The 13,006-nt window shown below is 58.8% G+C and carries 15 protein-coding genes and 2 pseudogenes; 12 read left to right on the forward strand and 5 right to left on the reverse strand.

The window, feature by feature from the left end:
* Positions 1-92: 92 nt before the first annotated feature.
* The 3 genes from AB4O11_RS01260 to AB4O11_RS01270 all read left to right on the forward strand — a co-directional run bounded on the left by AB4O11_RS01260 (position 93) and on the right by AB4O11_RS01270 (position 1,563).
* On the forward strand, positions 93-860 hold the full coding sequence (locus AB4O11_RS01260) for an AraC family transcriptional regulator (RefSeq protein WP_460129883.1): 768 nt from the start codon (positions 93-95) through the stop codon (positions 858-860).
* 93 nt (positions 861-953) lie between these two features.
* The gene (locus AB4O11_RS01265; RefSeq protein ID WP_460129885.1) at positions 954-1,271 is read left to right on the forward strand and encodes a helix-turn-helix domain-containing protein; all 318 of its coding nucleotides are present in this window, start codon (positions 954-956) and stop codon (positions 1,269-1,271) included.
* Between the two features lie 10 nt (positions 1,272-1,281).
* Positions 1,282-1,563 carry a helix-turn-helix domain-containing protein gene (locus tag AB4O11_RS01270; RefSeq protein WP_257355949.1) on the forward strand — a complete coding sequence of 94 codons (282 nt, stop codon included), beginning with the start codon at positions 1,282-1,284 and terminating at the stop codon, positions 1,561-1,563.
* 21 nt (positions 1,564-1,584) lie between these two features.
* On the opposite strand, the gene AB4O11_RS01275 is transcribed toward AB4O11_RS01270, so the two are convergent.
* A complete protein-coding gene (locus AB4O11_RS01275; protein WP_460129886.1) occupies positions 1,585-2,640 on the reverse strand; it encodes an MBL fold metallo-hydrolase in 1,056 nt (351 codons plus the stop codon).
* A 217-nt stretch (positions 2,641-2,857) separates the two neighbouring features.
* On the opposite strand from AB4O11_RS01275, the gene AB4O11_RS01280 reads away from it, so the two are divergent.
* From AB4O11_RS01280 to AB4O11_RS01300, 5 genes and pseudogenes are all read left to right on the forward strand, one after another.
* Positions 2,858-3,466 (forward strand): TetR/AcrR family transcriptional regulator, encoded by a 609-nt coding sequence (locus AB4O11_RS01280; protein ID WP_257355950.1) that lies wholly within the window; start codon positions 2,858-2,860, stop codon positions 3,464-3,466.
* Positions 3,467-3,622: 156 nt separating this feature from the next.
* Complete coding sequence (locus tag AB4O11_RS01285; protein ID WP_460092260.1) at positions 3,623-4,690, forward strand: diguanylate cyclase; 1,068 nt, start codon at positions 3,623-3,625, stop codon at positions 4,688-4,690.
* A 280-nt stretch (positions 4,691-4,970) separates the two neighbouring features.
* Positions 4,971-5,606, forward strand: a pseudogene (locus AB4O11_RS01290) (PAS domain-containing protein); the annotation flags it as partial.
* A 156-nt stretch (positions 5,607-5,762) separates the two neighbouring features.
* Positions 5,763-6,200: pseudogene (locus AB4O11_RS01295) on the forward strand (methyl-accepting chemotaxis protein); the annotation flags it as partial.
* A 185-nt stretch (positions 6,201-6,385) separates the two neighbouring features.
* Entirely contained in the window at positions 6,386-6,919 is a 534-nt protein-coding gene (locus AB4O11_RS01300) for a DUF1003 domain-containing protein (protein ID WP_257355952.1), read from the forward strand.
* Here the strand turns inward: AB4O11_RS01300 and AB4O11_RS01305 are convergent, their stop codons facing one another.
* Entirely contained in the window at positions 6,920-7,861 is a 942-nt protein-coding gene (locus tag AB4O11_RS01305) for a LysR family transcriptional regulator (protein ID WP_116255045.1), read from the reverse strand. It abuts the gene before it with no gap.
* Between the two features lie 15 nt (positions 7,862-7,876).
* Between AB4O11_RS01305 and AB4O11_RS01310 the strand changes: the two genes are divergently transcribed.
* Together AB4O11_RS01310 and AB4O11_RS01315 are read left to right on the forward strand one after the other, a co-directional pair.
* Positions 7,877-8,584 (forward strand): CTP synthase C-terminal region-related (seleno)protein, encoded by a 708-nt coding sequence (locus tag AB4O11_RS01310; protein WP_460129889.1) that lies wholly within the window; start codon positions 7,877-7,879, stop codon positions 8,582-8,584.
* Positions 8,584-8,889 carry an antibiotic biosynthesis monooxygenase family protein gene (locus AB4O11_RS01315; protein ID WP_460129891.1) on the forward strand — a complete coding sequence of 102 codons (306 nt, stop codon included), beginning with the start codon at positions 8,584-8,586 and terminating at the stop codon, positions 8,887-8,889. The genes AB4O11_RS01310 and AB4O11_RS01315 overlap by 1 nt, the downstream gene beginning before the upstream one ends.
* A 125-nt stretch (positions 8,890-9,014) precedes the next feature.
* Here AB4O11_RS01315 and AB4O11_RS01320 read toward each other — a convergent pair whose 3' ends face one another.
* Positions 9,015-9,341: a DUF2025 family protein gene (locus tag AB4O11_RS01320; RefSeq protein ID WP_093430425.1), complete on the reverse strand. Its 327-nt coding sequence runs from the start codon at positions 9,339-9,341 to the stop codon at positions 9,015-9,017.
* Between the two features lie 221 nt (positions 9,342-9,562).
* On the opposite strand from AB4O11_RS01320, the gene AB4O11_RS01325 reads away from it, so the two are divergent.
* Complete coding sequence (locus AB4O11_RS01325) at positions 9,563-10,690, forward strand: glycerophosphodiester phosphodiesterase (RefSeq protein WP_460129893.1); 1,128 nt, start codon at positions 9,563-9,565, stop codon at positions 10,688-10,690.
* Positions 10,691-10,851: 161 nt separating this feature from the next.
* Positions 10,852-11,157 carry a PepSY domain-containing protein gene (locus tag AB4O11_RS01330; protein ID WP_460129895.1) on the forward strand — a complete coding sequence of 102 codons (306 nt, stop codon included), beginning with the start codon at positions 10,852-10,854 and terminating at the stop codon, positions 11,155-11,157.
* Positions 11,158-11,558: 401 nt separating this feature from the next.
* On the opposite strand, the gene AB4O11_RS01335 is transcribed toward AB4O11_RS01330, so the two are convergent.
* Complete coding sequence (locus AB4O11_RS01335; protein ID WP_460129897.1) at positions 11,559-12,005, reverse strand: hypothetical protein; 447 nt, start codon at positions 12,003-12,005, stop codon at positions 11,559-11,561.
* A 110-nt stretch (positions 12,006-12,115) separates the two neighbouring features.
* Positions 12,116-12,883 carry a methyl-accepting chemotaxis protein gene (locus tag AB4O11_RS01340; protein ID WP_414927069.1) on the reverse strand — a complete coding sequence of 256 codons (768 nt, stop codon included), beginning with the start codon at positions 12,881-12,883 and terminating at the stop codon, positions 12,116-12,118.
* Positions 12,884-13,006: the final 123 nt, after the last annotated feature.

Raw genomic sequence — 13,006 nt, forward strand, 5'->3', positions numbered from 1 at the left:
AGAACGGTCGACGATAGAGCGGCATCGCTTGGCCTGCTTCAGCAAGTCAGCCAATAATGTTTGCGTTTACGCCAACCGCCGGGAAACGCCTGATGCGCAATGTTTCGATCAATCTGCTGGATGACACGCCGCGCGCGGTGGTGGCGATCGGTACGGATTATTCCCACGGTCACTTGCTGCCTTTTCACACGCATCGTCGGGCGCAATTGTTGTACGGCGCGACCGGGGTGATGCAGGTCAGCACCCATGACGGCAACTGGGTGGTGCCGCCGCAGCGAGCGGTGTGGATTCCGCCGGGGGTGGCGCACGAGGTGCTGATGCTTGGGGTCAGCACTCGCAGCTTGTACATCGAACCGGGTGCAGTGGATTTGGGGGAACGTTGCCAGGTGATCAGTGTGTCGCCGTTGATGCGGCATTTGCTGATGGAGGCGGTGGAGGTGCCGCAGGTCTATGACCTTAACGGGCGAGATGGCGTATTGATCGATCTGTTGCTGCACGAATTGACGCGCAGTGCGCCGCTGCCGTTGCACATTCCGCTGCCGCCTGACGGAAAACTCCTGTCTCTGTGTCAGAACTTTCTGCATCAGCCGTACGCCCACCAATCACCACAGGTATGGGCTGACCAGTTACACATAAGCTTGCGCACCTTCAACAGACTGTTTCGCCAACAAACCGGGCTGAGCTTCAGACAATGGCGGCAGCAGGCCTGCGTGGTCCTGGCGCTGGCACGTTTGGCTTCGGGCGAAGCGGTGACGCGCATCGCGCTGGACTTCGGTTATGAGAGCCCGGCGGCGTTCTCGACGATGTTCCGGCGGATCCTCGGGCAGGCACCGTCCGTCTGGTTGGAGGCGGCGAATTAGGGCAAATCAAAAAATGCGTTTGATCCCGGCCGAAAACAACTGTACAAAAACACAGTACATTTTCAATCAGCACTCTTGAGCCCGGAGCACACCATGGCCTCTCTTGCGATGAACCACATCCTCGAACGCATTGCCCTTTTCCAGTTTACCCCGACGCACTGCGTCCAGGCCCGAGCGATGCTGGGCTGGAGCGTGGAACAGCTATCGCGGGAGGCTGAGATTTCGGTTGAAGACATTCAACGCTTTGAAGCGCAGCAGGATGTAGCGGATACGGCGCGACTGGCGTTGGCTTACCGGTTCGAGGCGCAGGGGTTGGTGTTCTTTCCGGGGTTTGCGCCGGGGCGTAGTGCGAGTTTTCAGAGCGTTTCGTCGGAAGCGATGGGGCGTGGGGATTTTGCGATGGCTGAGTAAGGATAAAAACATGAGCGAGATCGAAGAAAGCACAGGCAATGTTTATCAAGATTTAGAGCTTGAGCGTGCAAGCGAGATGCTGATCAAGTCCGAGTACGCCACAAAATTGATCTCGCTTATCGCGTCCACCGACATAAGCGAATCTGAAGCCGCACAAAGACTGGGAATACCTCTGGAGAATCTCCAGCAAATCCTTCGTGGAAAATTCCGGGAGGTACCCGTTACTACGATGGCCGATTACAACATCAAGATTTCAGGGCTTGTTTCTGGAGCAACCGGTTCGCCCCCTTAGGCGCGAACCGTCTTCACCTGATCAAGCGCTCTGCACCACACCCTCACTCTCCCCTTCAACCGCCAACCACCACGCCTCCCCGCGTTGCGGTTGAGCGATATTGAACGCCTCCCCCATCTGCGGCGTGGTAATTGAAACACTGCGTTCCCACGCCAGTGCCAGAATCCGGTCGAACGGTTCGTGCCAGGCGTGCATCGCCAGGTCGAAGGTGCCGTTGTGGATCGGGAAGAGCCAGCGACCCTTGAGGTCGATGTGCGCTTGCAAGGTTTCTTCCGGCTGCATGTGCACGTGTGGCCATTCGACGTTGTAGGCGCCGGTTTCCATCAGGGTCAGGTCGAACGGGCCGAACTGTTCGCCGATGCGTTTGAAGCCGTCGAAGTAGCCGCTGTCGCCGCTGAAGAAGATCCGCGTGTCGCCGTCGATCATTACCCAGGATGCCCACAGGGAGCTGTTGCCATCGAACAGGCCACGGCCGGAAAAATGCTGCGACGGTGTAGCAACGAAGCGGATGCCGGCAATCTCGGCGCCCTGCCACCAATCGTACTGACGGACTTTGCTGGCATCGATGCCCCATTTGATCAGGGTGTCGCCGACGCCCAGTGGCGTGAGGAACAGGTTGGTCTTGGCGGCCAGTCTGAGCACGGCCTGGTAATCGAGGTGGTCGTAGTGGTTGTGCGACAGAATCACCGCTTCGATCGGCGGCAACTGGTCGATGCTGATCGGCGGCTGGTGGAAGCGTTTCGGCCCGGCCCACTGCACTGGTGATGCGCGCTCGGCGAAGACCGGGTCGGTGATGAAGAATTTGTCGCGCAGTTTCAGCAGCAAGGTCGAGTGACCGAGGCGATAGACGCTGTGATTGGGCGCTGCCAGCAGCTCTTCCCGAGTCAATGCTTGCACCGGGATAGGCGCAGCGGGCCGGGTGTTGCGCGGTTTGTGGAAAATCATGTTCCACATGATCCGCAGCATTTTGCGCAGGCCTTCGCGTTGCACCGGCGCATGATTACGAAACAGGCCTTGAGCCTGTCGAGAGGCTTCAGGCGTGGATGTGTTATCCGGGATCAAAACTGGATTGGCCATGACTGAATGACTCCAGAAAAACCGCGCAATTCGCGGTTTCTCCACGGTTGGGACGATAAATGGCCAAAGCTGCACGCATAGGCCGAACTGTCTGTTTTTTAGGTTGCGAGGATTAACGCAACATTACACTGGGCGGTGTAGTTTCTAGGTTGCATCAAAGCGGATGACAAGTAAACTGCCAAGTGTAATTTCACCCTTTCACTGCCGAAGCGTACTTATGACAGCTCCACAACGCCTCACCGACCGTAAACGCGAAGCCATTATTCAAGCGGCGATTACCGAATTCCGTGCCAACGGTTTCGAGATCACCAGCATGGACAAAATCGCGGCCACCGCCGGTGTGTCGAAGCGCACGGTGTACAACCATTTCCCCAGCAAAGAAGAGTTGTTCGCCGAAATTCTCAACCAGTTGTGGGCACGAATCAGCGCAGAGCAATCCGTCGTCTATAACCGCGATCAGCCCTTGCGCGAGCAATTACGGCCGATGCTCCAGGCCAAAATGCAGTTGATGGCTGACGAGAATTTCCTGACCCTGGCCCGTGTGGCAATTGCCGCCACCATTCACTCGCCGGAGCGCGCGCAGAACATGGTCGAGCGCATGGGCAAGCGCGAGGAAGGTCTGACCGTGTGGATTCGCGCCGCGCAGGCTGACGGCCGACTGAAACCGGTCGATCCGGAATTCGCCGCACAGCAAGTACAAGGCTTGCTCAAGACCTTCGCTTTCTGGCCGCAGATGTCTATGGGCCGAGCCGCCCTCGATGTCGATATGCAGAACAGTGTCGCCGAATCGGCGCTGCAGATGTTTCTGGCCCACTATCAGCTCTAAATCGCCCCTCTCCTGCGCGAACCATCGACTAAATGGCTCGGAAGGACACTGATTATTCCCGTTGGAATAAATGACAATGTCCGACAATCGACCGACGAACGGTTAGCCTGAGAAAATACTGCAAAGTATTTCAGGATGAATTTCGCGCAGGGCATCATGGAAAACCAACGCGGCAAAGGCTTGTCATTCGCCAGACGTATTTATCTGCCCAGAGCCATTGGCTTGGGCGTGGGATTCTTCAGCGTCGCTGCGGCGTTGTATCCGCTGAACATGCCCGACTGGCTGTGGGCGCTGTTGTTGTTTAACGGTTTCGCCTGGCCGCACTTGGCTTACCAGATATCCACGCGCTCGGCGTTCCCGTATCAGGCTGAACGCCGCAATTTGTTATACGACTCGATGTTCGGCGGTTTCTGGGCGGCGTGCTTTCAGTTCAACCCGCTGACCACCGTGACCATCCTGTCGATGATGACCATGAACAACGTTGCCGCCGGCGGCCAACGTCTGTTCGTGTTCGGCGCCCTCGCGCAACTCGCCGGTGTACTGCTGGGCTGGGCGATTTTCGGTGGCAAATTCAGCCTGACGATGACCCAAACGCAAGTCTGGGCCTGCCTGCCGATGCTTACTCTTTATCCGCTGGCGCTGGGCATGGTGTGTTATCACCTGGCGATCAAACTCTCCCAACACAAACGCGCACTGAGTGCCCTGAGCCGCACCGACAGCCTCACCGGCCTGCTCAATCACGGGGCCTGGAAAGACCTGCTGCACCTGAAATTTCAGCAGTGCCGCCAACACAACACCCAAGCCACTCTGGCGTTGATCGACATCGACCATTTCAAGGAGATCAACGACAGCTTTGGGCACATCGTCGGCGATGAGGTACTGCGGCAATTGAGTCAGGAGCTCAAACGCCTGCTGGACCAGTACGAATTGGCCGGGCGCTACGGCGGTGACGAGTTCTGCGTGATCCTGCCGACACTGCCCCTGCACAAGGCCGAGGCCCTGATGGAGCAATTGCGCGAGGCATTGCAGCAGTACCGTCATCCGCAGGTGCGAGAGTTGCGAGTGGGCCTGAGTATCGGTTTGGCGCGCTATCAATACTTGTACAAGGATGCACTGGACTGGCTGGACGATGCCGACAAAGCGCTCTACATCGCTAAACACACGGGCCGCAATACCATCAGTGTGGCCTTGACCAGGACCGCGACAGACAACGTCGACGCCTAAAAAGTTATACAAAATTACAAATAATTACTTCCTTGTACAAGTTTATGAAGTTTTGTATAAGTAGCCATCTGCCAGCTAAGGAATACTGGTATTGAGCAGTCATTGCCGAATGCCGTCCGCGCATTCGGTCTGCCGGCGCGGAAATAGGGACTGAATCCTCGATCTTCCCCACTTCCTGAGTACTGCGAACATGTTCTTTAATCGCCACAAAGCCGTCGTCGACGATCTTCAGCGCACCCTCACCGAACAAACGGGCCTGCTCGATGCGATCAATCGCTCGATGGCGGTCATCGAGTTCGACCTCGATGGCGTGGTGCTGCGCGCCAACGACAACTTTCTCAAGACCATGGGTTACACCGCCGAACAAGCGATCGGCCAGCCCCATCGGCGTTTTTGCACGCCAGAATTCGGGCGCAGTGCTCAATACACTGATCTGTGGTCACGTCTGAAAAACGGCCAGTTTCAGTCCGGTACATTTGAACGGGTCGACGGCAAGGGCCAGCCGATCTGGCTGGAAGCCAGCTACAACCCGATCAAGGATGCTTCGGGACGGGTGGTGAAAGTGGTCAAGTACGCCATGGACGTGACCGCCAAGGTGCAGCAGGAAAGCGAAGCCAACGCCAAGTTGCAGGCGATCGACCGGGCCATGGCGGTCATCGAATTCAACCTCGACGGCAGTATTCTCACGGCCAATCAGAATTTTCTGACGCGCATGGGTTACACCCTCGCCGAGCTGAAAGGTAAACATCACCGTTTGTTCTGCACGCCGGCGCTGGTCAACAGCAGCGCTTATGAGGATTTCTGGCGGCGCTTGAATCAGGGCGAACTTTTCCAGGGGCAGTTCGAACGCGTGGATAAACGCGGGCAAACGGTGTGGCTGGAAGCCAACTACAACCCGGTCTACGACGCTGCCGGGCGCTTGTGCAAAGTGGTGAAGTTCGCCTCCGATGTGACCGCGCGCGTCGAACAACACGAACAGGACGCACGCAGTGCCAGCGCGGCGTATCACATCTCGGTAGCGACGCGAAAAGTCGCCGAGCAAGGTACGCAGGTGATCCAGCAAGCCGCCAGCGAAATGCGCGAAATCGCCGAAGACATCGCCCAGTCTTCAACGCTGATTGCGCAACTGGGGGAACGCTCCGAGCAGATCACCGCCATCGTCAACACCATCCGCTCGATTGCCGACCAGACCAATCTGCTGGCGCTCAACGCTGCAATTGAAGCCGCCCGCGCCGGTGAACAGGGCCGCGGGTTTGCCGTGGTTGCCGACGAGGTGCGCCTGCTGGCGGGGCGTACCAGCGGCTCGACGGCGGAGATATCCACCATGATCGGTTTGATCCAGAGCGAAACCCGTCAGGCCATCAAGAGCATGGAAGGCACCCGGGGCCGTGCGGCTGAAGGCGTCGAATTGGCGAATCAGGCGGGGACGGTGATTCTGCAGATTCGTGATGGTGCCAGTGAGGCGGTGGATGCGGTGAGCATGTTTGCCAATGAGCGGGTGCCGGGGTAATCGATGCAGGGTCAGTAGACCGAGGCGCGACCTTCGCGAGCAAGCTCGCTCCCACAGGGACTAATTCGATCACAATGTTTGTGAACATCCCGGATACCTGTGGGAGCGAGCTTGCTCGCGAAGGGGCCGGCCGCCACAACGCAGGGCTATAGTGACTACACGTCCCATGCCCTGCCGAGTGCACCATGACCACTGAAAAACCCGCAGTGCCTGAAACAGCTCCCGTCGACCACCTGCGCTTCCACCGCCCCCACGCCCACCTCAACACCACCTTCGGCAACGACAGGTTTGCGCTGCGCGCCGAGGCGTTCGCGCGGTTCTTCGGCACGCCGCTGTTTCTCGGTGCGCAAACCGTGATCGTCGCGGTGTGGATCGGCCTCAACGTGTCGGGCGTGACGCAATTCGACGTTTACCCGTTCATCCTGCTCAACCTCGCGTTCAGCCTCCAGGCCGCCTATGCCGCACCGCTGATTCTGCTGGCACAAACCCGTCAGGCCGCCCGAGACAAGGCACAAGCCGATGCCGATGCGCTACACCGTGAAGCGTTGGCACAGGCCAATACCGAGCGTCAGGCCCAAGCGGCGAAGAACACCGCGCAACTGCTTGAGCTGCTGGAGCAGAACACCCGCCTCACCGAGATGACCAAAAACCTCACCGAACGCATCGCCAGTCTGACCAGCGAACTGCACGATCATATGCGCCAGAACCCGCAGCGCTGATCACGGCAAACGCAGTACCCGCCCGAGTTCATCGAACAACGTCACCACCGAGCGCAAGGCTCGGCAATCCGCGCGGGTCAGCAACCACAACGCGGTGTCGTAACCATGCAGCGGCTCGCTCAACGCCTGCACACCCTCGGTGATGAGGAAGTCCGGTAATGCCGCCACACCGAGTCCTGCGCGAACCAGCTCCGTGACTGACAACATGCTGTTGCAGCGATAGCCCGGGGTGACACCGGGTAGGTGCTGACGACGCCAGGCGACAGTCGGATGATCGGGCAAAAAGTCATCCGGGGCGATCCAGGTCAACGCCGTCAGATCCGAAGCATCGACATTTTGCAGATAGCGCGAACTGGCGCAGACGCGGTAGGAAATCGTCGCCAGTTGCCGTCCGACCAGATGCTCGGGCGGTGTCCGCGTCAGGCGCAGAGCAATGTCGGCATCACGGCGACTGAGGTTGGCGAAGTCGTTGGAGGTGCTCAGTTCGATGGTCAACGCCGGATAATTGGGCATGAACTGCGCCAGCGCCGGCAGCAGCAAACCCTGCAACACCGAATCGGTGCAGGTCAGACGCACCGTGCCGCTGACCACTTCGCCGCCCTGCTCCACGCCGATACGTGCGGCTTCCAATGCCTGTTCGGCGCGTTCAGCTTGCTCGGCCAGCGTCTGCGCGAGGTTCGTCGGCAGGTAACCGGCACGGCTTTTTTCGAACAATTGCTGGCCGAGTGCGGCTTCGAGACGGCGCACGGCGCGGAATACCGTCGACACATCGACCTTCAACAGCTGCGAGGCGCGGGCCAGGGAGCCGCCACGCACCAAGGCCAGAATCAGGGCGAGGTCGGGGTAGTCGAGCTGATAGTGCGTGGCTGCATTGATCACTTGGGCAAACGCCAATGTTGAGTGCGTGAACGCCAATCTATAGTGAGTGCCATCAATCAACAAGCGCAGGGAACCCCCATGGAAGACAGCGCCATCCGTATCGCCCTGATTGGCGATTACGACCCGCAAGTCACCGCCCACCAAGCCATTCCCGTCGCCCTCGGCCTGGTCGCCGAACACCTCAATCGCAACGTGCAATTCGAATGGTTGCCCACCGAGCAGATCCACGCCGATACGCCGCTCGAGCGGTTCGACGGTTTCTGGTGCGTACCCGCCAGCCCTTACAAAAGTGAAGCCGGCGCACTTCGGGCGATCCGTTTTGCCCGCGAACAGCAGCGCCCTTTCCTCGGCACCTGCGGCGGTTTTCAGCATGCGGTGCTGGAATTTTCCCGCAATGTGTTGGGCTGGATGGATGCGGAACATGGTGAAACATCACCCGACTCAGAACGCGCGGTACTCACGCCGTTGACCTGTTCGCTGGTCGAAGCGGTGGACAGCATTCACTTGGTGCCCGGCTCGTTGATCGCCAAGGCGTACGAAACGCCTGAGATTCGTGAAGGTTATCGCTGCCGCTTCGGTGTTAATCCGCTGTTCGAACAGCAACTGTTGGGCGATCGGCTACAGGCGGTGGGGCATGATTCGTCAGGGGATTTACGCGCGATTGAACTCAAGGATCAGCGGTTCTTTGTCGCGACGTTGTTTCAACCGGAGCGTACCGCGCTACTAAAAGGGCAGATGCCGCCGCTGGTGCGCGCGTTTGTCGAAGCTTGTGCGGAGGCACGTTGATGGCGTCCTGCTTTGCGGTGATTTTTACCTCGACCCGCACCGAGGGTGACAACGGCTATGCCGAGGCGGCTGAACGCATGGAATTGTTAGTGCGTGAACAGCCGGGATTTCTCGGGGTGGAGTCGGTTCGCGGCGTGGATGGCGTCGGGATTACGGTGTCGTATTGGCAGAGCGAAGCGGCGATTCTGGCGTGGCGACAGAACCCTGAGCATCGGCTGATTCAGGAGCGCGGGCGTTTGCAGTGGTATTCGGCGTTTCATACGCGGGTGTGCCGGGTTGAGCGTGAGTATCGGTTCAGCCAGTAATTGCAGGGTCATACTTTCGGCCGCCTTCGCGAGCAAGCTCGCTCCCACAATGGATTTGTGATCGACGCAGATCCAATGTGGGAGCGAGCTTGCTCGCGAAGAGGCCCGCACTGTCACAGATAATCTCAGCCCCGAACCAGACTCCGTACCGCGACAATCTCCGGCACTTCAACCCTGCTCATATAAACGCGCAACGGCTCGGTAATGTTGATCCGCTCATCGATGTTCTGATCCAGCAACAACTGAATCAACTCGCGTTTAAGGGTCATGGTCTGCGCCGTCGCCGGCGCCCAGACGAATTCATTCACAGGAATAATGCCGTCATCCGCCACGTCCATGCCGAACGAATCTTCGCTGAAACGCACGATGTATTGACCGGTCTTGCGGTTGAGGCCGACAAAACCCTTGAGATCGTCGGCAGCCTGGCAGATGAGTTGGGAGGTGATGCGCATGGTAAACCTCACGAAAAATGATCGATGGTTTACACGCAGGGCAACGGAGCGGCCCGCCCTCTGCCGGGACGTCTGCCGAGGGCAAGCGTACTGCAAACCGCGCCACAAAAGTGCAGGAAAAATCGCTTTTAATACGTTTATGTCGGTCCTGCGATAGCACGCAATCGATTCAGTTGTTAAAAGGTACGTCTTTGAAAATGCCCTGCGAAAGGAACTCGAACATGCCCGCCACTTTCACCAAAAGCGCTCTGGTCCTGAGCCTGCTGCTCGGTCTTGGTCAGGCACACGCTGCCAGCCAAACCGACCCGAAAGCGATCGCTGCCGCCAACGGCATCCCGCACCCGGCCGTGATTGCTCACCGTGGCGCGTCCTTCGATGCACCGGAATCCACCGCAGCGTCCTACAAACTGGCCCGCGACCTCGGCGCCGATTACCTGGAAATGGACCTGCAGCGCAGCAAGGACGGCGTGCTGTTCGCCCTGCACGACAACAATCTGCAACGTACAACCGACGTCGCGACCAAGTTCCCGGATCGCAAGGACAGCCCGGCCAACGCCTTCACCATGGCCGAACTGAAAAGCCTCGACGCCGGCAGCTGGTACAACAAGGCCTACCCCGACCGCGCGCGCCCGACTTATGCCGGGCTGAAAATTCTCACCCTCGATGAAATCATCGACATTGCCCAGGCCAATCCGCAACACAAGCCGGGCCTGTACATCGAGACCAAAGAGCCGCAGCTGTTTCCCGGGATCGAGAAAGACCTCAAGGAAAAACTGCAGGATCGCGGCTGGCTGAGCCCGGCCGGTTCGAAGCTGGCGAAAAGCGCGCTGGGTGTGGGTCAGGGCAAAGGCAAGGTGATCCTGCAGACGTTCGAGAAGAACAGCCTCGCCCTGCTGGAAAAAGAAATGCCGCAAGTGCCGAAGATCCTCCTGCTGTGGGTCGGCGAAGGCAGCATCGAGCCGAAATCGAAAGTGACCTTTGCCGAGTCCGGCGAGAAAGACAAAAACGTTTTCTACGGCAAACAAGAGCCGAAGTCCGAAGCCGAATTCAAGCAATGGGTGGACTACGCCAAGTCGCAAGGTGCCATCGGTACCGGCCCGTCGGCGAAGCTGACCAAGGGCGGCGATCAGAGCTATTCGGATCTGGTGCAACCGTGGATGAACCAATACACCCACGATCAGGGCATGCTGGTGCACGTCTACACCGTTGATGAGCCGGTGGACTTCGAGAAAGTCATGGCGGCCGGTGTCGACGGCATCTTCACCAACCGCGCCAGCGAATTGTTGAAGTTCTACAAACGCCCGGCGGCTGGCACGGTTGATCAGGTGTTGAAGAACAACGGTTTCTGATCTGAAATCCAGGCGCCTTCATCACGGGCAAGCCACGCTCTCACAGGTTCTGTGCAGGTGCATGGCTTGCCCGTTTTGTTTGGGTGCAGGGTTTTAAGGGTGAGTTAAGTTGCGCTGGTTAACCTGAGGCCACTTAAACGAGTCACCCAAGGAATGAACCGATGAAAACTTTGACTGCCCTGTTTACCGCCACTGCCCTGACCCTCACTGCTGGCGTGGCCCTGGCTGATGTCCGCGTCGACCAGATCCCGCAACTGGTCAAGGAAGGCAAGATCAAGTCGCTGGAATCGATGAATGCCGAAGCGCTGAAACTGCATCCGGGTGCGACTATTACTGACACGGACCTGGATAACCACTTCAACGGTTATGAGTATGAAGTTGAATTGAAAACTGCTGATGGCAAAGAGTTCGATGTGGACTTTGATGCGACCACTGGCAAGGTGTTGAGCAACAAGCAAGACACTTGATACCGCGTATAAAGCAAGCCGCACGATTGAGAGATCGTGCGGCTTTTTTGTGTCTGGTGTTTGGCCCGGTTGATGTGTTGTCAGTGAGATTTTCTCCCCCTCACCCCAGCCCTCCCGAAACGTCGGACCGCCCCCAAGGGGGCGAGGGGGAAAGGGAGCCGATCGGGGGGTTATTCAAGACCTGAGTTCGACTCGATGTTTCAGGTCGGCGTAACGCAAATAATCACCCCGGTCAGTCCCCTCTCCCTCTGGGAGAGGGCTAGGGTGAGGGGAAAGGGAGCCGATCGGGGGCTATTCAAGGCCTGAGTGCGCCTCGAAATCTCAGGTCGGCGTAGCTCGCATAATCACCACGGTCAGTCCCCTCTCCCTCCGGGAGAGGGCTAGGGTAAGGGGAAAAGGCATCACACCGAGGTGCTGACCAACGACCCCGAAGTGCTCGAGTCGGAGTCCTGCAACGCCTGCAACAATGAAGCTGTGGCGGTCGACAGGGAGGCCGAGGTGGCGGTGATCTGCGCTTGTGCGGCAGCTACTTCGGCGGTTTTGGCATCCGAACTTTCCTGCTTCGCCTGGGCCGCTTGCAGCGCTTGCTGCTCCTCCTGCAATTGCTTCTGCAACTCGGCAATCTGCTTGCGCAGTTCTTTCACCGAATCCGATTCTTCACTGCTGCTGGAGCTGCTGTCACCCGCCGGAGCGGCCCCCCCACCGGCGGCGACTTTACCGCTATCGGCAGTCGCGCCCGTGCTGGCGGTTGCTGAGGTAGACGTGTCGTCAGCAACGTCGCTAATCGACGTTTTGCTGGTGGGTGAGCTGAGAGTCTGATTGATCGAAACAGAAGTGATGCTGACCATGGAAATACTCCAATGCCGGTTATAGATAACCGGTCATCGACCACGGCCGCCTCAATTTGAGATCGACTGTGTACCGACTCGGTATCCGAACCGGTACACGGTCGTTTGCGTCAGGCACTCAGACGCGCGGTGACTTCGTTCAGCTCCCCCGACAGACTGTGCAGGTTCTGACTCGCGCTTTCGGTGCGCTGCACGTTGTCGAGGTTGGTGCTGGCGATCGAGGTGATCTCGGTGAGGTTGCGCGAGATGTCCTCGGCCACCGAGGTCTGCTCTTCGGCGGCGGTAGCAATCTGACGGTTCATGTCGCGGATCGCCTCCACCGCGTGGGTGATGCGCTCCAGCATCGCGCCGGCCTGGGTCACCTGCTCGACGCTTTCATCACTGCGCGTCTGGCCGCTGTCGATGGCTTGCGCCGCGTCCACCGCGCCGGTCTGCACGCTCTGGATGATCTGGTTGATCTCGATGATCGACTCGGCGGTGCGTTGTGCGAGGTTGCGCACTTCATCGGCGACCACGGCAAAACCACGCCCGGCCTCACCGGCGCGCGCCGCTTCGATGGCCGCGTTCAATGCCAATAGGTTGGTCTGTTCGGCGATGCCGCGAATCACTTCCAGCACTTTGCCGATGCGGCCGCTGTCGGCTTCCAGACGACGGATCACCGTGGCGGTATTGGCGATTTCGCCGCGCATCTGGGTGATCGAGTGGATGGTGCTCTGCATGACCTTTTCACCCTGCTGGGCGGACTGGTCGGCATCGTCGGCCGCACGCGCAGCATCAGCGGCGTGACGCGCCACTTCCTGGGCGGTGGCGGACATTTCGTTCATCGCCGTGGCCACTTGATCGGTGCGATTGAATTGTTCGTTGGTGCCGCCGGCCATGGTCGTGGCGATCGCATTCAACTCGCCACTGGCGCTATCCAGATCGCTGGCGCTGCGTTGCAAACGGGTGAAGGTTTCGGCGAGGAAATCGCGCAAGGTGTTGGCGGCGGCGGCGAGGTTGCC

The organism is Pseudomonas sp. H1_D05 (assembly GCF_054682705.1).